The sequence below is a fragment of the Micromonospora sp. NPDC048842 genome (assembly GCF_040649935.1).
GTDB lineage: Bacteria > Actinomycetota > Actinomycetes > Mycobacteriales > Micromonosporaceae > Micromonospora > Micromonospora hortensis.
In genome coordinates this window covers 278,164-300,413 of the sequence record NZ_JBEZGK010000001.1, presented here as the reverse complement: position 1 = coordinate 300,413, position 22,250 = coordinate 278,164, and the positions used below count along the sequence as shown (strand labels likewise).

The 22,250-nt window shown below is 71.1% G+C and carries 18 protein-coding genes and 1 pseudogene; 6 read left to right on the top strand and 13 right to left on the bottom strand.

The genetic code is table 11. From position 1 onward, the window contains the following. Nucleotides 1-20 precede the first annotated feature (20 nt). Nucleotides 21-2,876: a BTAD domain-containing putative transcriptional regulator gene (locus AB0C19_RS01380; RefSeq protein WP_357177657.1), complete on the bottom strand. Its 2,856-nt coding sequence runs from the start codon at nucleotides 2,874-2,876 to the stop codon at nucleotides 21-23. 187 nt (nucleotides 2,877-3,063) lie between these two features. Here AB0C19_RS01380 and AB0C19_RS01375 point away from each other — a divergent pair, with 187 nt between their 5' ends. Continuing rightward, nucleotides 3,064-3,918, top strand: a complete 855-nt coding sequence (locus AB0C19_RS01375) for a hypothetical protein (RefSeq protein ID WP_357177654.1) — start codon at nucleotides 3,064-3,066, stop codon at nucleotides 3,916-3,918. Between the two features lie 368 nt (nucleotides 3,919-4,286). Next, complete coding sequence (locus AB0C19_RS01370; protein WP_357177651.1) at nucleotides 4,287-7,472, top strand: penicillin acylase family protein; 3,186 nt, start codon at nucleotides 4,287-4,289, stop codon at nucleotides 7,470-7,472. 62 nt (nucleotides 7,473-7,534) lie between these two features. Here AB0C19_RS01370 and AB0C19_RS01365 read toward each other — a convergent pair whose 3' ends face one another. Next, nucleotides 7,535-8,191 carry a TetR/AcrR family transcriptional regulator gene (locus AB0C19_RS01365; RefSeq protein WP_357177648.1) on the bottom strand — a complete coding sequence of 219 codons (657 nt, stop codon included), beginning with the start codon at nucleotides 8,189-8,191 and terminating at the stop codon, nucleotides 7,535-7,537. Nucleotides 8,192-8,400: 209 nt separating this feature from the next. After that, on the bottom strand, nucleotides 8,401-8,907 hold the full coding sequence (gene msrA, locus AB0C19_RS01360; protein WP_357177646.1) for a peptide-methionine (S)-S-oxide reductase MsrA: 507 nt from the start codon (nucleotides 8,905-8,907) through the stop codon (nucleotides 8,401-8,403). A 362-nt stretch (nucleotides 8,908-9,269) separates the two neighbouring features. Here msrA and AB0C19_RS01355 point away from each other — a divergent pair, with 362 nt between their 5' ends. Together AB0C19_RS01355 and AB0C19_RS01350 are read left to right on the top strand one after the other, a co-directional pair. Beyond that, on the top strand, nucleotides 9,270-10,187 hold the full coding sequence (locus AB0C19_RS01355; RefSeq protein ID WP_357177642.1) for an NADP-dependent oxidoreductase: 918 nt from the start codon (nucleotides 9,270-9,272) through the stop codon (nucleotides 10,185-10,187). Between the two features lie 229 nt (nucleotides 10,188-10,416). Further along, a complete protein-coding gene (locus AB0C19_RS01350; RefSeq protein WP_357177640.1) occupies nucleotides 10,417-11,427 on the top strand; it encodes a mechanosensitive ion channel domain-containing protein in 1,011 nt (336 codons plus the stop codon). Here the strand turns inward: AB0C19_RS01350 and AB0C19_RS01345 are convergent. The 3 genes and pseudogenes from AB0C19_RS01345 to AB0C19_RS01335 form a co-directional block, all read right to left on the bottom strand. After that, nucleotides 11,418-12,557 carry a hypothetical protein gene (locus AB0C19_RS01345; RefSeq protein WP_357177636.1) on the bottom strand — a complete coding sequence of 380 codons (1,140 nt, stop codon included), beginning with the start codon at nucleotides 12,555-12,557 and terminating at the stop codon, nucleotides 11,418-11,420. The genes AB0C19_RS01350 and AB0C19_RS01345 overlap by 10 nt on opposite strands. Nucleotides 12,558-12,768: 211 nt before the next feature. Beyond that, nucleotides 12,769-13,161 carry a zinc-binding dehydrogenase gene (locus AB0C19_RS01340; RefSeq protein ID WP_357177633.1) on the bottom strand — a complete coding sequence of 131 codons (393 nt, stop codon included), beginning with the start codon at nucleotides 13,159-13,161 and terminating at the stop codon, nucleotides 12,769-12,771. Nucleotides 13,162-13,199: 38 nt separating this feature from the next. Beyond that, a pseudogene (locus tag AB0C19_RS01335) lies at nucleotides 13,200-13,286 on the bottom strand (hypothetical protein); the annotation flags it as partial. A 97-nt stretch (nucleotides 13,287-13,383) separates the two neighbouring features. Between AB0C19_RS01335 and AB0C19_RS01330 the strand changes: the two are divergent. After that, the gene (locus AB0C19_RS01330; protein ID WP_357177630.1) at nucleotides 13,384-13,653 is read left to right on the top strand and encodes a hypothetical protein; all 270 of its coding nucleotides are present in this window, start codon (nucleotides 13,384-13,386) and stop codon (nucleotides 13,651-13,653) included. A 43-nt stretch (nucleotides 13,654-13,696) separates the two neighbouring features. On the opposite strand, the gene AB0C19_RS01325 is transcribed toward AB0C19_RS01330, so the two are convergent. The 7 genes from AB0C19_RS01325 to AB0C19_RS01295 all read right to left on the bottom strand — a co-directional run bounded on the left by AB0C19_RS01325 (nucleotide 13,697) and on the right by AB0C19_RS01295 (nucleotide 21,044). Further along, on the bottom strand, nucleotides 13,697-14,908 hold the full coding sequence (locus AB0C19_RS01325; protein ID WP_357177627.1) for an esterase-like activity of phytase family protein: 1,212 nt from the start codon (nucleotides 14,906-14,908) through the stop codon (nucleotides 13,697-13,699). Between the two features lie 167 nt (nucleotides 14,909-15,075). Then, nucleotides 15,076-15,780 carry a hypothetical protein gene (locus AB0C19_RS01320; RefSeq protein ID WP_357177624.1) on the bottom strand — a complete coding sequence of 235 codons (705 nt, stop codon included), beginning with the start codon at nucleotides 15,778-15,780 and terminating at the stop codon, nucleotides 15,076-15,078. Continuing rightward, nucleotides 15,777-17,387 carry a hypothetical protein gene (locus AB0C19_RS01315; protein ID WP_357177621.1) on the bottom strand — a complete coding sequence of 537 codons (1,611 nt, stop codon included), beginning with the start codon at nucleotides 17,385-17,387 and terminating at the stop codon, nucleotides 15,777-15,779. Before AB0C19_RS01315 ends, AB0C19_RS01320 begins: the two co-directional genes overlap by 4 nt. Then, complete coding sequence (locus AB0C19_RS01310) at nucleotides 17,384-18,256, bottom strand: ATP-binding cassette domain-containing protein (RefSeq protein ID WP_357177617.1); 873 nt, start codon at nucleotides 18,254-18,256, stop codon at nucleotides 17,384-17,386. The genes AB0C19_RS01315 and AB0C19_RS01310 overlap by 4 nt, the downstream gene beginning before the upstream one ends. Beyond that, nucleotides 18,253-19,080: a hypothetical protein gene (locus AB0C19_RS01305; RefSeq protein ID WP_357177614.1), complete on the bottom strand. Its 828-nt coding sequence runs from the start codon at nucleotides 19,078-19,080 to the stop codon at nucleotides 18,253-18,255. Before AB0C19_RS01305 ends, AB0C19_RS01310 begins: the two co-directional genes overlap by 4 nt. Further along, on the bottom strand, nucleotides 19,077-19,619 hold the full coding sequence (locus AB0C19_RS01300; protein WP_357177611.1) for an RNA polymerase sigma factor: 543 nt from the start codon (nucleotides 19,617-19,619) through the stop codon (nucleotides 19,077-19,079). The genes AB0C19_RS01305 and AB0C19_RS01300 overlap by 4 nt, the downstream gene beginning before the upstream one ends. 84 nt (nucleotides 19,620-19,703) lie before the next feature. Next, a complete protein-coding gene (locus tag AB0C19_RS01295) occupies nucleotides 19,704-21,044 on the bottom strand; it encodes a glycosyl hydrolase family 18 protein (protein WP_357177608.1) in 1,341 nt (446 codons plus the stop codon). A 300-nt stretch (nucleotides 21,045-21,344) separates the two neighbouring features. Here AB0C19_RS01295 and AB0C19_RS01290 point away from each other — a divergent pair, with 300 nt between their 5' ends. Next, nucleotides 21,345-22,211, top strand: coding sequence for an alpha/beta hydrolase (locus AB0C19_RS01290; RefSeq protein ID WP_357177605.1), 867 nt, complete (start codon nucleotides 21,345-21,347; stop codon nucleotides 22,209-22,211). The last annotated feature ends 39 nt before the right edge of the window (nucleotides 22,212-22,250 follow it).

Below are 22,250 nucleotides of genomic sequence, written 5' to 3'. Positions count from 1 at the left end.
CGCATGCCGTACCACGTCACCTATGGTCCGTAGCCGCCCGCTGACGCCGCAGGGACGGCCGGGGCGGCCAGCTTGACCCTGGGGCGGTCGGCGTCCGGATGACGCAGCTCGTCGAAGATGGTCAGCGCCTCTCGCCACGCCCGGCGCGCGGCGTCGAGGTCACCGGCGGCCTGCAGGCTGTCGCCCAGGTTGTCCAGCACCTCCGCCTCGTCGTAGCGGTCGCCGAGCTCCCGGTGCAGCACCAGCGCCCGCCGGTAGCAGTCCGCGGCCCGGTCGTGGTCGCCGAGGCCGTGCCGGACGTAGCCGAGACTGTCCCAGGTCAGTGCCGCGCCGTGCCGATCGCCGGTCTCCTCGTGCAGCCGCAGGGCCTCCTGGCAGCAGCGCAGCGCCGGCCCTGGCTCGCCGAGCCTGGCGTGCATCCAGCCCAGGTTGTTGAGCGCCTTGGCCTGCCCGACCCGGTAGCCGGCGGCCCGGTACAGGTCGAGGGCCAGCCGGGTCTCGTCGAGCGCCGCCCGTAGCTGGCCCTGCCGTGTGAGCACCCAGCTCACCCCGAGGTGCGTGTGCGCCCGTCCGGTGTCGTCGCCCAACTCGCGGTACAGCTCCAGGTCGCGCCGGTAGTGCCGGTGTGCTGCCTCGTGTTCGCCCGACCAGGTGCAGGCGATGGCGAGGCCACGGTGCGCCAGGGCCTGACCGGCCAGGTCACCCCGGCGCAGCGCCGCCGCCAGGGCGGTCCGCTGCGCGGCGGCCAGCTCGGGCCAGTGTCCGCTGCGATCGAGGTACGTGGTGAGGGCCGCCGCCAGTGTCCACGCGTGCCGGTCCAGGCCGGTGCCCGCCGCCTGCTCCACACAGGCCAGCAGGACGTGGCGCTCGGCGGCGAACCACGCCGTCGCCCATGCGTGCTCCGGCCGGTCGCCCACCGTCACCCCCGGCTCGGCCGGCGGGAGCGTGGCAGGTCGCGCCAACCGGTACGGGTCGAGCAGGTGGTCCGCCGCGTGCGAGGCGTACAGGTAGTGGTCGAAGAGGCGGCGTCGGGCGGCCTTCCGCTCGGACTCGGGGTCGGTGCCGTGACACAACTCCGAGGCGTACGCGCGAAGCAGGTCGTGCATCGTGTACCGGCCGGGGGTGCGCTCGGTGAGCAGGTTCGCCCGGGTGAGGTCGGCCAGCAGTGGTTCGACCCGAGCCGGCGGCAGGCCGGCGAGGCTGGCCACCGCCGTCCGTCCGGCGTCGGGGCCGGGGTGCAGCCCCAGTAGCCGGAACAACCGGGCCGGGTCGGCGTCCAACGCCCGGTACGACCAGGAGAAGACCGCCCGTACGTCGGTCGTGGGGTCGCCGGTGGCCAGTGCGGTGAGCCGAACCGGGTCGGTGTCCCGCAGTTCGGTGGCGAACGCCCCCAGCGGTACGTCGGGCTGCCCGACGGCGCGGGCCGCGACGACGGCCAAAGCCAACGGCAGGCCGGCGCAGCGGCGCACGATCTCGTCCAGCGCCGCCGCTTCGCGCCCGACACGCCCGCGACCGAGCCGACCGACCAGCAGCTCCCGGGCCTCGCCGGGCGGAAGCACGTCCAACGTCACAGGGTGGGCGCCGGCGTTGACCACCAGGCCGGTGAGCCGATTGCGGCTGGTCACCACGACCAGGCTGCCCGGGGATCCCGGCAGCAGGGGCCGCACCTGCTCCTCGTCGCGGGCGTTGTCGAGCAGCACCAGGACCCGACGGTCGGCGAGCAGTGTCCGGAACAGGGCGGCCTGCCCGGGCAGGTCGGCAGGCACCCGCTGGGGCGGCACGTGCAGCGCCTCCAGGAAGCCGCGCAGCGCCTCGCCCGGCGACACGGCCCGGCCGTCGAGGTCGAATCCGCGCAGGTTGACGTAGAGCTGCCCATCCGGGTACCGGTGCGCGACCCGGTAGGCCCAGTGCACCGCGAGGGTCGTCTTGCCGACCCCGGCGGTGCCGGCGATGGCGGAGATGACCACCGCCCGGCCCGGACCCTCCTCGCCGGAGTTACCGGCGGCCCCCGCCGGCCCGGCGGGCAGCAATGCGTCCAGTTGCCGCAGCGCCGTCGCGCGGCCGGTGAACCAGGCGGGGGCGCCGGGAAGCTGCGCTGGAGACGGGCCGTGGGGCTTGGCAGGTGTGGGCTCGGTCGGCGTCCGCCCCCTCAGCACCCGCAGGTGGGCCCCGCTCAGCTCGGGGCCGGGCTCCACGCCCAACTCGTCGACGAGGTGGCGGCGGGTCTCGGCGTAGAGCCGCAGTGCGGCGGCCCGCTGGCCGCAGCCGGCCAGGGCGAGCAGATACCCGGCCACCAGCGACTCCCGCAGCGGATGCTCGGCCGCCAGGGGGCGTAGGGCACGCGCGGTCGCGGCGAACCGGCCGAGGCCGAGTTCCACGGCGGCAAGCCGCTCGTATGCGAGCAGGCGTTGCTCATCAAGGCCGGTGGCCGCAGCGTCGACGAAGGCTCCGGTCGCGCCCGCCAGCGCCGGCCCCCGCCACAGCGCCAGGCCGTCGCGCAGCAGCCGCGCCGCCTCCGCCCGCCGGCCGGCAGCCTCCTCGGCGCGGGCCTGCTCGATCGCCGCGGTGAACTCGGCGAGGTCCAGCTCGGCCATGGGTACGGTGAGCCGGTAGCCGCTGCCCTGGGTCGTCAGCAGGTCGGCCGCTCCTACCTCGCGCAGGGCCGACCGGATTCGGGAGACACAGACCTGAACCTGGGTCCGGGCGCTGGCGGGTGGTTCCTCAGCCCAGAGCGCCGACACGATCTGCCCGAGGGGCACCAGCCGATCGGCGTTGAGGAGGAGCAGCGCGAGCACCGCGCGTTGCTGAGGGCGGTCGATGGGAAGGACCCGCCCCCCGGCGGTCACCTGGACGGGGCCGAGGAGGGTCCACCGCATGGCTTTCCTCGTCAGTCGTGATCGGACGTCCACAGTCTACGAACGCGGTGGTCGGCACGGCCGGCGCCAAGCGGTCGGATAGCGGACGACAAGCGGCCCCGCCCAGGCTCGTCTCAGTCATCGGACCTGTTGGTCCGGGCGGGAGGCAGGCCGGCACGGCGCCGGTCGAGGCGGACAGGAGAGCGACATGCGAGTAACCAAGGGGCGGGGCGTGCTGACGGCCGTCATGTCGACGGCAGCTGTGGTGGCCGGCATGGGTTGGGCGGCGCCGGCCTCGGCGGCGCCGGCGGGGTTGGAGACGGTCACCCATTCGGCCGCGGAGAGCAGCGCGGACAAGTCGGCGCTCGCGGCCTGCCCGGCCGGCAAGGTGGTCACCGGGGGCGGCGGGTTCCTCGTCGCCGGTTCGTCGGCCGCCGGACGGGTGGGGCTGGACCGGTTGGAGCCGCTGTCGAACGGCACCGGGTTCTTCGTGACGATGCGGGAGGCGGGCCCTGTCAACTTCACCGGCGACTGGGCATTGCAGGCCCTCGCCCAGTGCGCCACCACGCCGGCCGGGTACCAGGTGGTGGCCACGACCGGGGCGATCGGAACGGAGTTCGTCACGGCGAGCTGCGGGACGAAGAAGGTCATCGGCATGGGTGGGCGGATCAACAGCGGCCTGGGCGACGTCGTGCTCGACCAGGTGGTGCCGTCGTCGGACCTGACGTCGGTGACCGTCCGGGCGGTCGCTGTGCAGGGCACCTCGCCGGCCGGCTGGAGCGCCACCTCGATCGCGGTCTGCGCCAACGGGCCCGCCGGGCTGGAGCGGGTCGTGTCGACGGGGACGAGCGCGAGCAACTCGTCCGACAGCGGCCTCAAGGCGTGCCCGGCCGGCAAGGGCCTCTACAGCGCGGGCGCTGACATCAACGCCGGCAACGGTCAGGTGCTACTGACCGCAGTCAACATCACCGGGGGTGACACCGTGCGGTTGCGAGCGGACGAGGACGCCGACGGCTTCGCCGGCTCGTGGAGCCTCAACGGATACGGCATCTGCGGGAGCTGATCCGGCATCGCCCCTCTTGGTTCGTACAGGTCAGAAGGCTGCTTCCCGGGTTCGGGAAGCAGCCTTCTCACTGTCGTGCGGCAGCAGCCCTGCCTGTTCTGGGTCGGGGTGTGGTCAGCGGACGTCGCCCGTAACAGGGAGCGCTCGGGTGACGACAGGAGTCGATGGCGTAAAGATGCGAAACGTCGGCATTGGCGCGTGGTGAACGACGGGTATCCCGGGCGGGGGTCCTACGTCGATCATTGCCCGAGGATAGATATGAGTCACTCTCACCTCCTGGCGGAACGCCCGGGCGCGGAGGGCGAGACGTCGGCACCGGAAGCCGGGCGTGACCGAACGGCCCGACTCCGCGTCCCCGGAGGATCGCCATGCCCCGTCCCGCTCTCCGTAACCGGCTCGCGGCCTTCACCGCCGCCGTCCTGACCGCGAGCGTCCTGACGGTGACCCCGCCGTCACCGGCGCTGGCCGCCACGACGTTCGCCGCCAACGACTACTGCCTCGGCCAGTGCGCCGACATCCTGCCCCCTGGGCAGAACGGCAACGCCACGCTGGTCGCCATCCTGGCGCACCAGGCGCTCGGCACCCGCCCGGCGCACTCCAGCGACCAGCTCGACGAGTACGCGAACCTGGTCTACAACTACGCCGGGCTGACCGACGAGCAGATCGCCCACTTCTACAACGACGCCTCGTTCGGCGTCCCGGCCGCACAGGTGGAGAGCACCGTCTCGCCGCGCGCGGACGTCACCATCGTGCGGGACAAGGCCACCGGCGTCCCGCACGTCACCGGCACCACCCGCGCCGGCACCATGTTCGGCGCCGGCTACGCCGGAGCCCAGGACCGGCTCTGGGTGATGGACCTGCTGCGGCACGTCGGCCGCGGCAACGTCACCTCGTTCGCCGGCGGCGCCCCTGGCAACCGTGAGCTGGAGCAGAGCGTCTGGGCCAACTCGCCCTACACCGAGGCGGATCTCCAGGCCCAGGTGGACGCGCTGCGCACCAAGGGCGCCCGGGGCCAGCAGCTCTACACCGACGTGGTCGACTACATCGCAGGCATCAACGCCTACATCGACAAGTCGATCGCCGAGGACAACTACCCGGGTGAGTACGTGCTCGCCGGCGCCGGCAAGCCGAAGCACTTCACAATGACCGATTTGATCGCCACCGCCGGCGTGATCGGCGGACTCTTCGGCGGGGGCGGCGGCAGCGAGATCCAGTCCGCGCTGGTCCGGGTGGCCGCCCGCGCCAAGTACGGTGCCACCGAGGGCGACCGGGTGTGGGCGGCGTTCCGCTCGCAGAACGACCCGGAGACCGTCCTCACCCTGCACGACGGGCAGAGCTTCCCGTACGGGGCGACGCCGCCCGGCGCGACCAGCGCGGTGCTCCCCGACGCCGGCTCGGTGGTCGCCGAACCCCTCGCCTACGACGCCACCGGCGGGGCCGCCGCCCGCACCGGCGCCAGCACCGCCACCAAGGATTTGCTCGGCGGCCTGGCCAACCTGCGCGCGCACGGCATGTCCAACGCGGTGGTGGTCTCCGGACGGCACACCACCACCGGCAACCCGGTGGCCGTGTTCGGGCCGCAGACCGGCTACTTCGCGCCGCAGTTGCTGATGCTCCAGGAGTTGCAGGGCCCGGGCATCAGCGCTCGGGGCGCCGCGTTCGCCGGGCTCAACCTCTACGTGCTGCTCGGCCGGGGCCAGGACTACGCGTGGAGCGCGACCTCCGCCTCCCAGGACCTCACCGACACGTACGCGGTGCCGCTGTGCACCACCGACGGCAGCGCCCCGACGCTGCGCACCAACCGCTACCTCTACCACGGGCAGTGCCTCGCCATGGAGGCGCTGGAGCAGCGCAACTCCTGGTCGCCGACGCTGGCCGACTCCACCCCGGCGGGCTCGTACACCCTGCGTGCGCTGCGCACGAAGTACGGGCTGGTGGCCCACCGGGGGCTGGTGAACGGGCAGCCGACCGCGTTCACGAAACTGCGCTCGACCTACCGGCACGAGGCTGACTCGGCGATCGGCTTCCAGGCCTTCAACGACCCGTCGGCGATGGGCAGCGCGGCCGCGTTCCAGGCGTCCGCGGCCGACGTCGGGTACGCGTTCAACTGGTTCTACGTCAACTCGACCGAGGCGGCGTACTACAACTCCGGCGCGAACCCGGTCCGTCCGGCCACCGCCGACCCGAACCTGCCCACGAAGGCCGACCCGGCGTACGAGTGGGCCGGCTGGAACCCGGACACCAACGACGCCACCTACACGCCGGCGTCGGCGCATCCGCAGTCGGTCAACCAGGACTACTACGTCAGCTGGAACAACAAGCAGGCGCGGGACTTCGGGGCCGCCGACGGTAACTTCAGCTTCGGCTCCGTACACCGGGCCCAGCTGCTCGACGGCCCGGTGCGCGCGGCGATCGCCCAGCGCAAGCTCGGCCGCGCCGACGTCGTCACGATCATGGCGGACGCGGCGGTGACCGACCTGCGCGGCCAGCAGGTCCTCGGCGACCTGCTGCGGGTGCTGGACAGCACGCCGGTCACCGATCCGGCGCTGGCCGACGCGGTGGGCAAGCTGCGCGCCTGGCAGCAGGCCGGGGCCCGCCGGGTGGAGACGTCACCCGGCTCCAAGGTCTACCAGCACGCCGACGCGATCCGGATCTTCGACGCCTGGTGGCCGCTGCTGGCCTCGGCGCAGTTCCGCCCCGGCCTGGGGCCGGATCTCTACGCCGCGCTGGTCGACGCGATCGAGGTGAACGAGGCGCCGTCGGGCGGCCAGAACGGGGGACGCGACGGTGCCGCGAGCTGGGCGTTGCAGGGCCAGGCGCACAAGGGCTCGTCGTTCCAGCACGGGTGGTGGGGCTACGTCGACAAGGACCTGCGGACCGTGCTCGGCGACCCGGTGGCCGGTGGGCTGGGCCGCGCGTACTGCGGCAACGGCAACCTCGGCGCATGCCGGCAGGCACTGCTCGACGCGCTCGGCCAGGCCGCCGCCGTGCCGGCCACCACCGTCTACCCCGGCGACAAGTCCTGCGGGGCCGGCGACCAGTGGTGTGCCGACTCGATCGCCCACTCCGGGCTCGGCGGCATCACCCACCCGGTGATCGCCTGGCAGAACCGCCCCACCTACCAGCAGGTCGTCTCGTTCCCGGCGCGCCGGGGCGACGACGTCACCAACCTGGCGCAGGGCCGCCCGACCACCGCGTCGAGCACCCAGTTCCTGACCGGCCACACGCCGGACAAGGCTGTCGACGGCAGTCTCGGCAGCCGGTGGGCGAGCAGCTACAACGACAACCAGTGGCTCCGGGTCGACCTCGGCGCGGCCCGCAGCGTCAGCCGGGCGGTCCTTCGGTGGGAGTCGGCTCACGCCACCTCGTACCGGATCGAGGTCTCCGGCGACGGCACCTCCTGGACGCCGGTGTTCGCCACCACGACCGGCAACGGCGGCGTCGACAACGCCACCTTCGCCCCGGTCACCGCCCGCTACGTGCGGGTGTACGGGGTCAAGCGGGCCACCTCGTACGGGTTCTCGCTCTACGAATTCGAGCTGTACGGCAAGTGACAGTGCTCGGAGGGGCCGGCGGGAATCACTCGCCGGCCCCTCCGGTGCACAGCGGGGCCCGACTAACGGGTCGGCTCCCCGGACGGCTGCACCAGGAACGATCTGATGTGTTCCAGCGCCATGTCCAGAGCGACTTCCATGGGTGCGACGTCGTGCGCGGCGTTCGCCAGCAGGTAGCCGCCCTGCAGAGCGGCCATCAATCCCGTGGCCAGCTTCTCCGGGTCGGCGTCCTGGCGCAGAAGGCCGCTGTCGCGCATCCGGTGCAGACCATCACTGATCAGCTTTTCCCATGCCGCGAACGTCTCCGACAGGGACGATCGAGCCTGCTCATCCTGATCAGACAGCTCGAGAGTCATCGACCCGAGCCCGCACCCGTACTTGCCGTTGTTCAGCGAGTTGGCCTGGACCAGCGCGTTACGCCACCGGACCAGCCCTGCGAACGATCTCAGTCGTTCGAGCCCCGCGCGCTCGCGCTGAAGCACTAGCGCGCCTCGATACTTGACCAAGGCGCGCACGAGTTCCTGCTTGTCGGCGAAGTGGTGGTAGAGCTGAGACTTGCTCGTCTGGCTTGCCTCGCGGATGTCGTCAAGGGTCGTCGCGTTCACTCCGCGCACGAGCATCAGGCGGTTCGCTGCCTCGAGGATCCGCTCTCGCGTCGCGATGCCTCGTTGACTGATCCTCCGCCTGGTCGTCGGCGCAGCCACCTGCTCGTCGCTCATTTGTCAAGTCTATCCAGCGGGCCAGATGATCTAGAGGGAATGGGACCTCGGAGTCCACGTCCCAACGGCCAGGTGGACGGTGTACCCACTATTCCTGATCATCGTGACACGAGCTTTCCTGGACCATCTGGTCCTCAACGCAAGGATTGTCCGGGCGGACCGCCTCGGCCCGGACCGGCGCGCGGACCGTGGTCCGCGCGCCGGAGGTGTCAGGCCGTCGCCCGCTTCGGAAGCTTCCACCCGGGCCGAGGGAAGTGGCAGGTGTATCCGTTGGGGTAGGTCTGCAGGTAGTTCTGGTGCTCAGGCTCGGCCTCCCAGAAGTCGCCGGCAGCGGTGACCTCGGTGACGACAGTGCCGGGCCACAGGCCCGAGGCGTCGACGTCGGCGATGGTGTCCTCGGCGACCCGCTTCTGCTCGTCGCTGGTGTAGAAGATCGCCGAGCGGTAGCTGATGCCGATGTCGTTACCCTGGCGGTTCCTCGTCGACGGGTCGTGGATCTGGAAGAAGAACTCGAGCAGCGCGCGGAAGTCGGTCTTGTCGGTGTCGTAGACGACCTCGATGGACTCCGCGTGGGTGCCGTGGTTGCGGTAGGTGGCGTTCGGGACGTCGCCGCCGCTGTAGCCGACGCGCGTGGACACGATGCCGGGCTGGCGGCGGAACAACTCCTCCATGCCCCAGAAGCAGCCGCCGGCGAGGATTGCCTTTTCGGTGTTCACGTCGTCTCCTTGCCTGTCGTCGTGCCAGCCCACCTGGACACGCAAGTGAAGACACTCTTCGGGCCGGCGATATTCCCGCAGTCTCTACCTTACCTGGACCCTATAGTCCAGGTAAGGCTTGTCTGACCGATGCCTGGCCATGACGTCGCTAATGAGGCTGATCTGGTACTTCCCACCGGCCACGGCAGCGCCCGCGTGGCCCAATAGTGGACTTGACGGACCAGTTTTACCGTAGCTAGGTTCGGGGGCCACCGGTCAGCGTGGTGCGGCACGGCGCCGAGGCGTGGCGTCGCCGATGCCGGGAAACGGAAAGGCGCTCCTCGTGCCAGTGCAGACGAGGGCTGGATACAAGGAGGTATCTGATGAAGGCGATCGTGGTGACGGACGAGGCTGCGGGAACGGCCGGGATGAGGCTGGTGGAGCGGCCTGAGCCGGAACCGGCGCTCAACGACGTCGTCGTTCAGGTGCATGCGTCGGGGTTCGTCCCGACCGAGATGGCGTGGCCCTCGACCTGGACCGATCGCCTCGGCCGTGACCGGACCCCGTCGATACCTGGGCATGAGCTGGCCGGAGTGGTCAGCGCTCTCGGGTATGGCACCACGGGGCTCTCAGTGGGACAGCGGGTGTTCGGCCTTACGGACTGGACCCGCGACGGCACCCTGGCGGAGTATGTGGCCGTCGAGGCGCGCAACCTCGCGCCGCTGCCCGGCGACGTCGACTTCACGGTGGGAGCCAGCCTGCCGATCTCTGGCCTGACCGCCTGGCAGGGGTTGTTCGAGCACGGCCGCCTTCGGGCGGGGCAGAGCGTCCTCGTGCACGGCGCGGCCGGCGCAGTCGGTTCGATGGTGACGCAGCTCGCCAGTGAGGTCGGCGCCTACGTCATCGGCACCGGACGCGCCGCCGACCGTCATAACGCCCTCGACTTCGGCGCGCACGAGTTCGTCGACCTTGGCAGCGATGCCCTGGAAGACGTCGGCGGAGTCGATCTGGTTTTCGACGTCATCGGCGGTGACATCGGGAAGCGGTCGGCAGGCCTGATTCGAGCCGGAGGAACACTGGTTTCCGTTGTCGGGCCGTCCGAGACGCGGCCCGTGGACGGCTTGGCGATCGATTTCGTGGTGATGCCTGACCGCACCCAACTGGGTGAAATCGTTCAGCGGGTACGGGACGGACGACTGCGGACGAACATCGGCAACGTCGCAGGCCTCGACGACGCCGTCGCCGCTCTCAACCCGACCGAGCGCATCACCGGAAAGACGATCATCCGCACTCGCTCCTAGGGATTCGCCACGGGCGTCGCCGCGGGCCGCGACGGTGGCTGATGCCCTGGTCGTCTCGTACCGGGGCCGCCGATCGGTCGCCCACCACACCGCCTGCCTGACGCAGGTGTGGTCGGCGGTTGTTCGCCGATGTTGGCCGCCTGCCCCTGGACGGGGTGGCACCCTGAGAACGTGGACTGGGCAGTGAGCCGGGGGAAGCTGGCATCGGGGTTGCGGTGAACGGCCTCTGATGCGTACCGCATTGATCGTAGTGGCCGCGCTGGCGACGGCGGTGGTCGTGGACCTGATCGCTGGCATGGTCGTCCGTCGGGTGGCCCATGGCCGTTACCAGTGGTTGCTGGAGCCGCTGCGGCATGCCTGCCGCCGCCCGGCGGCGGCGCTGCTGCTGGTCGGGGCGCTGTACTACGCGCTGCCGCTGGGTCCGGCCGGGTGGCAGCGTCATCTGCGGCACGCCGTCCTGGTGGCTCTGGTGCTGTCCGGGGCGTGGTTGGTGATCAAGGCGTTGCACGTCGCCGAGGCGGTCGCGTTCAGTCGGCTGCCGGGTGACGCGGTCGCCAGCCGGCGGGTGCGGCGGGCCCGGACGCAGATTCGCCCCATGCGGCGGCTCACCGTCGCCGTGGTCACCATCGTCGCGATCGGCCTGATCCTGATCACCTTTCGGCCGGTACGCCTCTTCGGCGTCTCCGTGTTGACGTCGGCGGGGGTGGTCGGCGCGTTGATCGGCCTTTCGGCCCGTACCGCGCTCGGCAACGCGTTCGCCGGTGTCCAGGTCGCTTTCGCCGACGGCCTGCACGTCGGCGACGTGCTGGTGGTGGACGGCGAATGGGGTCGAGTTGAGGAGGTGAAGCTGACCAACGTGGTGATCCGGCTCTGGGACGAGCGGATGCTCATCCTGCCGACCACGTACTTCACCGAGCGGCCGTTTCAGAACTGGACCCGGAACGAGTCAAGGGTTGTCGGCAAAATCCAGATCCATGTCGACCACACCGCGGACCTGGACGACCTACGTCGGGAAGCGCGCCGGCTGGTGGAGTCCTCACCGCTGTGGGATCGCGACCAGTGGGTGCTTCAGATGGTCGACTCCACCCCGCAGACAGCTGTCATCCAGGTGCAGGCCTCGGCCGCCGACGGCGCCAGCGCCTGGGACCTGCGCTGCGACCTGCGCGAGGGACTGGTGCGCTACCTGCGCGACCGTCATCCCCAGTGGCTGCCCCGCACCCGCGGTCAGTATCAGCCTTGAACGGGCGGGTCCGACGGGCCGCTGTCAGACTGCCCGCTCTTCTCGTCCCGCCAGCCATCGGGTCGCGGATGGTAGCCGTAAGCGGCAGCCCGAACCGTTTCCTCGTTCTCCAACCCGGAGCCGATCGCGCCGCCGACGGTGGCCAGCGAGCTGGTGATCCAGGCGAGCGTCAGATAGTCGGTGAAGTGGACCGGTCGCTGCAAGGTCTGTTCCAGCACTGATGTGTCGATCAGCAGCGCCGCGACGAGCACCGTTCCCACGAACAACACCACGTAGGACAGCACAGTGGCCAGAGTGAGGGTGAGGATCGTACCCAGGTTGAACAGCCGGGCCAGTTCGGTCGGCGTCTCGCGGCTCGGTTTCTCCCACAGGTCGTGCGCGATGATCAACCAGGCCACCAACGCTGTCAGCCCGAGCAGCATGATCACGGCGAGCCGGAGTCCGCCGAGCGCGTCGCCCATCTGCCAGATGGTGTCCGTGGTGAGCGCGAACGCGGCAGTGCCGAACGCGCCGACCAACAGCTTCGACAGGCCCAGCAGGGCACGCCCCGGACGGTTCGCGCGAACCATGCCGATCAACAGCCGTAACCGGCCGACGAGCCGCGAGGCGACGTAGCGCCGCTCACCGGGGTCGGCCTCGCCGACCACCTGGTGGACGGCGGGAACCCGGGTTGCCATCTCGGCCGGTGCCCAGCCGGCCGGCGGCACCCGCTGGTCGGAAGCCTCGGTCAGCAGCCGGCTCACCAGATCCGGAACGGCAGCGCGGGCCGCCCGCAGCTGGTGCAGTCCCAGCGCGGGCAGGGACACCACAGCGACCCGACGCCGAGCGGAGGTCTGCGCGACCAGCGGCACCCGTTCGGCATGCAGCGGCAGGTCGGTCAGGCAGATGGCGACGTCCCACTGGTCGTCGGCACGCCGTTGGGCAAGATCATCGAGTAGTGCCTCAACGCCGCCGTCGCGGCGCGGCGCCACGTCGCCCCAGCCTTCCCGGACGGTCCACCGCACGTCCGCGTTCACCCGCTCGGCGAGCCCGCTGGCCAGTTCGGTGGTGAGCCGCGCGGCCACCCGAGCCGGGTGGTCCGGCGGGGTCGCCACCAACCCGACGACGATCTCCGTGCGGTCCTCTGTCATCGGTGCTCCTCAGCGGTAGCCGTGCTCGGCCGCTGCCGCCGAGAGGAGCACCCCGACCAGCCCGCACAGCGCCACAGCGACGCACTCGTCGAACCGGGCGCCCCGTCCACGCAGCCTAAGAGACCACCCCGATCGGTGCAGCGGGTTCAGTGGAAGGGGCCACCCGGTGATGGCCTCGACAGTGTCGCGCCGCCGTGAACGATCCCGTTGGCTACGAGGTCAGGACGATCCTCCCGAAGACCTCGCCGGCGTCCATCTTCTGGTGCGCCACCACCGACTGCTCCAGCGGCAGGACCTCGTGCACCACGGTCTGGAGTTCCCCACGATCGGCGGCGGCGAACTGCTCCACTCGCACGGCTCGTCGAGCGGCCGCCGGCACCGTCGCCGCACTGAAGGTGGCGAACGACATCGACTTCTGGAACGCGGCCATCAACCTCGTCCCGAAGTCCGCTGGCGGTTGGCCGCCCACCGCGCCGACGGCCACGAGCCGGCCGTTGGGGTTGAGTCGGTCGAGGAACGTGGGCATGTCCGGACCGGCGACGACCGCCTGCTCGGCGTAGCCGCCGCCCGTACCGGTGAAGGCCCAGACGCGTTGCCCGACCACGCGGGGCCGACGCCGTCGCCCACGGCCGTGACCGTTCCGGCAACCTCGCCGCCCGGGATGTGACCCTCGCGGAAGCCGTACGCGGCGAGAGCACCGCTCCGGATCAGGACGTCGGCGCCAGCCACGCCCACCGCCTCGGTGGTGATCAACGCCTCTCCGGGAGCGGGCACCGGTACAGGAAGGTGATCGGCGCCCAGCCGGCGGTACGCGGACAATGGGGCGATGAAGCGAGACGTGAGCCTGATGCGGTTGACTGGTACGCGCGCCAACGGCGCGGTGGCGACGGGCGCGGCGGCTACCGGCGCCAGGGCTGCGGGGGCGGCCTCGATCGGCGCCCTCGCCGTGGGGGCGCTGGCCGTGGGGGCCGTGGCTGTCGGGGCGCTGGCCATCGGGCGGCTGGCGATCCGCCGGGCGGTCGTACGGGAGTTGCGCATCGGCCGGTTGGAGATCGACGAGTTGGTGGTGCACAGCCGACCCACCGCCGAGGGATGAGGGGTGGGCAGCCGGTTGGTCTGCCCACCCCCCTGACATCGGGTCAGTAGCGACGCAGGACGCGCTTGTCCGCGTCCAGGCGGCGATCGAGTTTGATCACGATGAACTCGTTGTTGTCGGCCTGGCCGGGCGTCCGGCCCGCCGACGACGGGAAGTTGTTGTCATTCAGGACGGCGAGCGTGCGGTCGTCGAGGATCACCACGTCCTCGATCGTCTGGAACGGGAACGTGAACGGGTCACCGAACCCGCCGACGTGCCGAGGGTTGGCGATCGCCATCAGGTCGGCGACAAGCGTCTTGTCGAGCAGTCCGTCGCGGTTCCGGTCGCGCTTGTCGGCGAGATAGATCTTCTTGACCTTTGCCGTCTCGCCCTGACCGTTGTCCCGCTCGATGATGAGGAAGCGGTCCCGATCGACCATGATGGCGTCACCGATCGCGTGAGCAGGAGAGTCGAGCGCGTAGGCCCAGCGCCGGCCGGTGTAGGCGTTGGCCCGGGTGTCGAACTCGTTGAGCCGGAGGGTGCCGGCCGGGTCGCCAGTGGTCGTGCCCTCAAGCAGCGGGTAGAGCATGCGACCGTCCGGAGACTGGGCCATGCCCTCGAAGCCCTTGCTGCTGGCGAGGTTGGCCGGGGTGGCACCGCGGCCCGGGTTCTCGGGGGCGAACACCCCCGGCAGCGGCACCGGCGCCTGTAGCAAGCGGCCCGCCCGGTCGAAGTGCAGCAGGTACGGACCGAACTCGTCACCGAGCCAGTACGTGCCATCCGCCGTCCGGGTGATCGACTCGACGTCGAAGTCGGCTCCGGTGAGCACGCGGTCGGCACGAGTGAGCGGGAACGGCACCTTGCCATACGGGTCGGTCAGGTTGATGCCACCGACCACGTCCACGGCCCCGCTGCCGAAATCGGGCGCGACCCGCTGAACACGCAGCACGAAGTCCGCACTGTTGGCCTTGTTGCCGAAGCCGTTGTCGGACAGCACGTCGAAGGTGCCGTCGGTGTTGCGCAGGACGCCGCTGAACCCCTGGATCGGTTGGTCGGCGAACGGCGGGGTGATCCCATTGATGGGGGCACTGCCGAGCGACGAGCCGGACGGTTCGCTGCCGGAAACGAAGGTCGCCGCTGGCAGCGCGGCGAACGTCAACAACTCGGCCTGGCCCCACGTGTTCCGCTCGGCCGCGGCCGCTGTCGCGGCGCCCGGCAGCGTCAGGGTCAGGGCGACCACCGCAGCAGTCAGGCCCACCCGCTTGCTTACTGCCATCAATCCTCATCTCTCCAGGTACGAGCAGGACGTTCTCGGTCCGCTGGCACCGTAGAGCGACGCGGTGAATTCGAACTGGCCACAGGGGAATGCACGCTCAAACCGTGCTGTCACTTTGTCGGCGGCTCGACTGAAGGCTCACGGCGGGGTGTGGTGCCGTACGGCTGTCAGCCGCGCCGGGGGTACCGGCGGACGGTGAGCACCCCGGCGGTCGCCAACAGTGCCCCCGCCAGGAGATACATCCAGCGGTCGTGGGCCGCGTCCCAGCCGTCGCCCACGTCGACGAGGAAAGCCACCGAGGCCGGCAGCAGCGCCACCACCGTCATCCCGAGCAGCAGCATCGGGGCGGCGAGTGGACTGCCGATCCCGCGCGGCGACCGCCGCCAGCCGACTGCCGACGTGAGGAACGCGACCGCCGCGACGGTAGCGGCCTCACGGGTCAGGTCCGCGTACGGCAGCGACGCGGTCTCCGGCCCGGACCGTGTCACCAGCAGCGCTGCCGCCCAGCACGCACCGCCGACGACCGCGGCGGGGACCGCTCGTAGCAGCGCCCCGAGCCAGGCCGGGACCGGCAGCGTCTCCGCGGTCGGCTTCGCCGGGTCGTCGAGTACGAACGTGACGCCGAGGCCGACGCAGGCCATCACCAACCGCAGCAGCGTGATGTGCTCGTCGGGAGGCAGGACCGACCCGGTCACAGCCGGTGGGGACACGATCGCCACACCGACGACCCCGGCCGCCAGCAGCGGCGAGATCCGCGTCGCCCGCAGCGTCGGCCAGACCAGCGCCGCCACCGTCCGTAGTCGCCCACCCCGCCTCGGCGCGGGCCCGCCGGCCGCCGGCCCCGCCGCGCCGACGGCTGGCACGTCGCTCACGGGACGCACGGCAGCGCCTCGGCGTCCGGGGCGAGCGGCTGGATCGGCACCCCGAAGATGGCGCCGAACCGCTCCAACGGTGTGTCGGGCGCCGTCAGCTCGGCCCAGTGCCGCTCGACCAGCAGCGGTACCTCATCGGACGGCCGTTCCAGCAACTCCAACGCCGGTGCCGCCGCCCGGTCGGGTGCCAAGATGCCGTACAGGCCCGATATGTCGCTGAAGACGAGCGCACCGGTGCTCGTCTCGTCCAGCGAACGCATCCCGGCCAGGGTGGTCGGCGACGCCTGCCCGACAAGCCACACCAGGAGCGCCGCCCGCGCCCCGCAGAGGAAGTTCCCCCCGTCGTACGCCTTCGCGGCCATCAGCCGGTAGGCAACCTCGGCGGCCAGGGCGGCGGCTGCCCGATCGTCGCCCCACGCGGTGTCGACCCGGACCGCCTCCGGGGTGCCCGCCGCCGCGTCCTCGACCTTCCAAGCGGCCACCGCCTGCATGGCCTCGGCGACGGACCCGGAACCCCCGGCCGAGATCTCCTCGGCGAGGGCCCGCTGCCGCACCGCGAGCGGTGGCCCGGACGAGGCGGCGCTGTCCGGCACGACAGCGCGTACGGCGGTGACCACCGACTCCCACCCGGGAACGAACCCGTCGAACCCGTCGAAGTAGCAGTAGGTGACGTCGCCTCGCAGGACGCACGACTGGATGCTCGCCGGCCGGTCTTTGACGGTCGCGCGGGCCACCGCGATGTCGGGGTCGGGCCGCGACTGGGTCAGCCCGCCGCCGACGGCGAGGATCAGCCCGACGACGAGCCCGGCCGCGACGACCTGCCGCCGCGCGTTGGCCCGGGCCAGAACGGCCGCGGCGAGCAGGACGGTGATCCCGACCAGGTAGACCAGGTGCCGGGCCGCGGGCCGGTCGGAGACACCAGCGGGCACCGGAGCCGGGAACTCACTGATGTAGACCGGAAACAGGAAGCGCCAGCCGGTCCCGATGAGCATCAGGGTGGTCACCATGATCGCCGCGTACTCCAGCACGAAGACGAGCAGGACGAGCAGGGGGGCGACCAGCACGGAGCGGATCAGGACCCCGGCGAGCACCCCGACGGCGCCGAGGAGCAGCGTCAGCGCCGACGGGGTCAGCATCGTGGCGACGTCGACCGACCCGGCAGCGCCCGGCAGCGCCGCGGAGACCCCGACCCGGACGGCGACGAGCAGCAAGCTGAGGCCTGCCAGCGGTAGCAGGGCCAGGAGGAACCCGCCGACCCGCCATGCTGGCGGCAGCACCAGGACGTCGTAGGACGCGTCGACATGGTGTCGGTGCGCCCGTAGCGTGACGAGGTTCGCCACGATCAGCGCCGACCCGCCGAGGACCGGCAACGCGAGCAGCTGGATCGTGATCAGCTCATCGGGGAGCACCGGATATCGGTTGGCCGAGCCGGACAGCCAGCCCCACAGCCACGGGCCGAGGAACAGCAGCGCGGCCGCGACGGTGAGCGGGTGTCGGAGCATCCGAACCGACTCGAACCGGGCGAGTGCGAGCATCGCCTGCCGACGCCCGTGCGTCGACGGCGGCGTCGGTCGGGCCGGCGCGTCCACCGTCAGGACCGCGGTCATCGCGCGCCGCCCGCGATCGCCGACGCCTCGGTGGTGGCGCCGACCAGCGTCAGGTAGCCGTCCTCGATCGACGGCTGCACCAGCGCGGCCCCGGATGGGGGGTCGCCGACGTGGCGGTGCAGCCCCGTGCCCGTCCGCCATGATGCCAACGCCCCTGCCTGCCGCGCCGCGCTCGTCCACACCCGGCCGGCGGCCAGCCCGGCGAGCTGCGCCGGGGTGCCCTCGAACCGCACTCGGCCCCGGTCGAGGACGACGACCTCCTGGCACAGCGACATGACGTCCTCGGTCTGATGGGTGGACAGCAGCACCGTCTTGCGCTCGCCGAGGTCCGCGATCAGCTCCCGGAACCGCAGCCGCTGCTCCGGGTCGAGGCCGACCGTCGGTTCGTCGAGGATGACCAGGTCCGGGTCGCCGACCAGGGCCGCCGCCAGCGCGAGCCGTTGCTTCATGCCGCCGGACAGGGTCCGGATCCGGGATCGCCGTCGGTCGTCGAGGCCGACGGCGGCGAGCACCCGGGCGACCTCGGTGTGCCGCGTCGTGCGGTGGGTGAGCTCCTTGAGAATCGCGACGTAGTCGACGAACTCGAACGCGGTGAACGACGGGTGGAAGCCCGGATCCTGCGGCAGGTAGCCCAGCAGACGCCGGACCGCGAGCCGCCCGGGCGGCGTGCTCGGGTCGTGACCGAAGACCCGCAGCGTTCCGCCGTCGGCCGGCAGGGCCGTCGCGACGATCCGCAGCAGCGTCGTCTTGCCCGCGCCGTTCGGGCCGAGCAACCCGGTCACCCCGGTGCGCAACGTGAACGACACGTCCTCGAGCGCTGTGGCGCGCCCGTACCGCAGCGCCAGACCGGTTGCCCGAACGGCAGTCATGAAGCTCTCCTCATCAGGTTGGGGACGTGGTAGCTGTCGTAGGTGCCGCGCTGACGCGACAGTGCCACCGCGGCGATCCCGCCCACGATGACGACGCCCACCTGCCCGGCCACTGTGAAGACGAGCCGGTCGCCGAAGGTGGCGGCGACCACTGCCGCCCAGCCGACGCCGACGGCGACAGCGGCCGGTCCCGCGCCGAGGCGAGGCGAGAGCAGCAGCGACAGCACTGTCAGGGCGAGCGACGGCAGGAACCAACCGGTCGCGCGCAGCCCGTACTCGTAGATGAAGAGGCTGGCCACGGCGGACAGCGCGGTGGTCGCGGACAGGACCGCGAGACACCGCAACAGCAGTAACCGGAACGAGCGGATCGGAGTGACCACAGCGATCTCGTGGGTGGGGTCGATGCCGGGCGCGAACGACATGGCGACCGCGACCAGCGGCAACAGCGGGGCCACGGCGAGGAACACGACCGGGTCGGTGAACACGGCGACCGTCGCCGTCAACGCGGCAGTGACCGCTATCGCCACCAGCCACGACAGCCGCAGCGCCGGCGTCGCCGCGAGCAGCCGCGCGGTGTGGTCGGAAACGCCTACCGTGATCATCAACCGTTCGACAGGCCCCGGTCGCGGCGCGTCCAGGGCGACGTCGAGGCGGGCCCAGCCTCCGTCGATCGCCGACTCCAGGTCGACTGTCGCGGCGGCGGCGAGGCGTTCGCGGCACTCACCGCACGCGACCAGGTGCGCCTCCGTGGACCACAGACCAGGGGCGGCGAGGGTACGGGTGGCGTAGGCGCGTAGGTCCTCGTCGAGCAGGTGCCAGGTCATGTCAACTCCTCTCGCAGCTGCCGGCGGGCGCGCATCGCCCGGGTCTTGACGGTGCCGGCGGGGATGCCGAGCAGGACGGCGGCCTCGGCGGTGGAGAGGCCGTCAAGGACGGTGGCGCGGATGACAGCGCGCAGCTCCGGGGAGAGGCGGGCGAGAGCCCCGCCGAGGTCGCCGTGCTCGAGCCCGATCAGTACCTGCTCCTCGGCGGACGACTCGTCGCGGCCGCGCAGGCGGGCCAGTAGCCGACCGAGCCGGTCGCGGGACGTGCGGCGACGCAGCGCGTCGATGAGCCGGCGCGACCCGATCCGCCACAGCCAGGCAGCGGCGTCGGTGTCGCGAGGCCGGAACGAGGCCGCGGCGCCGGTCCACACGGCGAGGAACGTCTCCTGCACGACGTCGTCGACGAGGGCGTCGTCGGCGCAGCGGTAGCACAGGCGCAGACGCAGCCACGGCGCGTGCCGGCGGTAGAACGCCTCGAGCGCGTTCCGGTCGCCGCCTGCGATCAGGGCCAGGAGGCCGGCGTCGTCCTGGACGGTCATGCCTACCTATCGCAGCGGGACCGAACTTTGGTTCGCAATGGTGGCACGACTTCTCATCCCTGGTCGGTGCGCCGCCGTCACCCGTCAGCGGCCCTGCAGGCGCTTCACGTTGTCGCCGAAGGTCCAGCCCTTCGACCCGTCCCAGTTCGCCGACCAGGTCATCAGGCCCTTGAGGCCGGGCACGGAGTTCCAGGCCTGCGTGACGAGCGACGTCGACAGGTAGCCGCCGCCCGCCCCGATCTGTGCCGGCAGACCCGGGACCTGCTTGTCGTACGGCACTCGGATGGTGGTGCCCTGGATCGTGAGCCCGTTGTTCAGGCACTGCGTCTGCACGGTGAAGCCCTGCACGGTGCCCGCCGGGTACGAGTCGCCGGCGCAGCCGTACATGCTGCCGTTGTAGTACTGCATGTTCAGCCACCAGAGCCGACCGTTGTCCACGTACTTCTTGATGATCGGCAGGTACGAGCCCCAGATCGAGCCGTAGACCACGCTGCCGCCGGTGACGTAGGCCGTCTCCGGTGCCATGGTCAGGCCGAAGTTCGACGGCATCCGGGCCAGCACTCCGTCGATGATCCGGATCAGGTTGGCCTGCGACGTGGACAGGGTGTTGATGTTGCCGCTGCCGGTCAGGCCGGTCTCGATGTCGATGTCGATGCCGTCGAAGTGGTAGGCCGTCAGGATCGGCACGATCGTCGCGATGAACCGGTCGGCGACAGCGGCGGAGCTCAGGTCGATGCCCGCTGCGGCTCCGCCGATCGACATCAGGATGGTGGCGCCGGCCGCCTTGGCCTGGCACATCTCGGCCGGGGTGGCCACCTTCACGCCGGCGTCCATGCCGTTCTCCCAGAGGACCGTGCCGTCCGAGCGGATCACCGGGAACGCAGCGTTGATCACGTTGTAGCCGTGCTGGTTGAGCCGGCTGTCGGTGATCGGGATCCAGCCGAGGCCGGGGTGCACGCCGTTGGTGGCCCCGTCCCAGTTCTCCCAGTAGCCCTGCAACACCTTGCCGGTGGGTCGCGACTTCACCGCGCAGTTCCCACCGGTTGGCGGCGGTGTGGTGGGGGGAGGTGTGGTCGGTGGTGGCGTGGTGGGCGGCGGGGTCGTCGGCGGTGGCGTGGTGGGCGGCGGCGTCGTTCCCGAGCACGCGCCGAGGTCACGCCAGAGCGACGGGGTCGAGGCGGGGTTCCAGCCGGCGCCGGGGTGCGCGGTGTGGGTGACCAGTGCCTGGTAGAGCCGGCCGCTGTAGGTGACCTGGGCGCCCGCCTGGTAGGTGGGGCCCTCGGCCCAGGTGGGGGCGGTGCAGGCGACCATCGGGACGGCGTTGGCCGAGGGTACGGCCGCCATGCTGCTGGGAACGAAGGCGACGGCGGCCGTGACGGTCATCGCCGCCCCGGCTACCACTGCGAAAATTCGACGGCTTCTCATGGCTCACTCCCCAGGCTTCGATGACCCGCGACCTCCACATATTGACGTTCGTGAGAGTTAATATCAAGGGTTGTTTACAGATGCCGGGAAGTCGGGGGAGCGCGGCCGGCTGGAGCGTCCACCGGCCGTCGAGTGAGCCCGTTTGGTGGCGTGTCCTCCCGCAAGGTGAAACTTGAGTTATTTTCCTCTTCTGTCCGAGATTCGCGCTCGGCGTGAATACGGTGAGGTCGGGCGATCATGCACGTCATCGCGCACATCTGCCCGCGTTCGGAAACCACTGACCAACGAGGGAGAAGAGACATGCTCGGTATCTCGCTACGTCGGCCGAAGGCCATCGCCGCAACGCTGGCCGCCGCAACGCTGGTGACGGTGCTCGGCTCAGCCGCCCCAGGCGTGTCCGCGGACGGCGGTGGGCGACCAACGCCGGACGAGGGGCATCGCACCAAACCAACAATCGTCCTGGTCCATGGCGCCTGGGCCGACGGCTCGAGCTGGAGTGGGGAGGTCCGCAGACTCCAGGCACGCGGTTTCGATGTCCAGGTCGCGCCGCAACCCAACCGGGGGCCGTCAATCGACAGCGGCTACCTGAAGGACTTCCTGTCCACCATCGAAGGTCCCATCGTGGTCGCGGCCCACTCGTACGGCGGCTTCGTGGCGAGCGATGCCTTGACCGGCAACAAGAATGTCAAGGCACTCGTGTTCGTCGACGCCTTCGCCCCGGACAAGGGTGAGACCGTGGAGCAACTCACCGCCGGCTCCGGCTCGGTGCTCGAGCCGGCTCTGACCGACCCCACGAGCGTCTTCAAGCTCGTGCCGTTCCCCGGTGCCCCGGAAGGTGCTGTCGACGCGTACGTCCTGCCGAAGATATTCATCACCGGCTTCGCCAACGGTCTGCCTCGGCGGCAGGCGGAGGTGCTCGCCGTGTCCCAGAGCGCGCTGGCCACGAACGCCCTGGGTGAGCCGGCCACGGAGCCGGCGTGGAAGACGATCCCGGTATGGGCGGTGATCGGCACCGAGGATCGGGTCATCCCGCCGGCTCGTCAGGAGGAGATGATGAAGCGTGCGGGGGCCGACATCACCCGGATCGACGCCGGTCACCTGGGCCTGATCTCGCATCCCGGTGAGGTCACCGAGGTCATCGTGGAGGCGGCCCGGACGACCGCCTGACCGTCTCATGACCCTCGGCAGCAACGGCGAAGAGGCCGG

What these genes read in the sequence shown, in the direction of transcription:
- AB0C19_RS01300 (WP_357177611.1), bottom strand. Translation starts at nt 19,619, where the DNA reads ATGACCGTCCAGGACGACGCCGGCCTCCTGGCCCTGATCGCAGGCGGC.
- AB0C19_RS01350 (WP_357177640.1), top strand. Translation starts at nt 10,417, where the DNA reads ATGCGTACCGCATTGATCGTAGTGGCCGCGCTGGCGACGGCGGTGGTC.
- AB0C19_RS01290 (WP_357177605.1), top strand. Translation starts at nt 21,345, where the DNA reads ATGCTCGGTATCTCGCTACGTCGGCCGAAGGCCATCGCCGCAACGCTG.
- AB0C19_RS01295 (WP_357177608.1), bottom strand. Translation starts at nt 21,044, where the DNA reads ATGAGAAGCCGTCGAATTTTCGCAGTGGTAGCCGGGGCGGCGATGACC.
- AB0C19_RS01355 (WP_357177642.1), top strand. Translation starts at nt 9,270, where the DNA reads ATGAAGGCGATCGTGGTGACGGACGAGGCTGCGGGAACGGCCGGGATG.
- AB0C19_RS01345 (WP_357177636.1), bottom strand. Translation starts at nt 12,557, where the DNA reads ATGACAGAGGACCGCACGGAGATCGTCGTCGGGTTGGTGGCGACCCCG.
- AB0C19_RS01305 (WP_357177614.1), bottom strand. Translation starts at nt 19,080, where the DNA reads ATGACCTGGCACCTGCTCGACGAGGACCTACGCGCCTACGCCACCCGT.
- AB0C19_RS01370 (WP_357177651.1), top strand. Translation starts at nt 4,287, where the DNA reads ATGCCCCGTCCCGCTCTCCGTAACCGGCTCGCGGCCTTCACCGCCGCC.
- AB0C19_RS01310 (WP_357177617.1), bottom strand. Translation starts at nt 18,256, where the DNA reads ATGACTGCCGTTCGGGCAACCGGTCTGGCGCTGCGGTACGGGCGCGCC.
- AB0C19_RS01315 (WP_357177621.1), bottom strand. Translation starts at nt 17,387, where the DNA reads ATGACCGCGGTCCTGACGGTGGACGCGCCGGCCCGACCGACGCCGCCG.
- AB0C19_RS01365 (WP_357177648.1), bottom strand. Translation starts at nt 8,191, where the DNA reads ATGAGCGACGAGCAGGTGGCTGCGCCGACGACCAGGCGGAGGATCAGT.
- AB0C19_RS01380 (WP_357177657.1), bottom strand. Translation starts at nt 2,876, where the DNA reads ATGCGGTGGACCCTCCTCGGCCCCGTCCAGGTGACCGCCGGGGGGCGG.
- AB0C19_RS01375 (WP_357177654.1), top strand. Translation starts at nt 3,064, where the DNA reads ATGCGAGTAACCAAGGGGCGGGGCGTGCTGACGGCCGTCATGTCGACG.
- AB0C19_RS01325 (WP_357177627.1), bottom strand. Translation starts at nt 14,908, where the DNA reads ATGGCAGTAAGCAAGCGGGTGGGCCTGACTGCTGCGGTGGTCGCCCTG.
- AB0C19_RS01330 (WP_357177630.1), top strand. Translation starts at nt 13,384, where the DNA reads ATGAAGCGAGACGTGAGCCTGATGCGGTTGACTGGTACGCGCGCCAAC.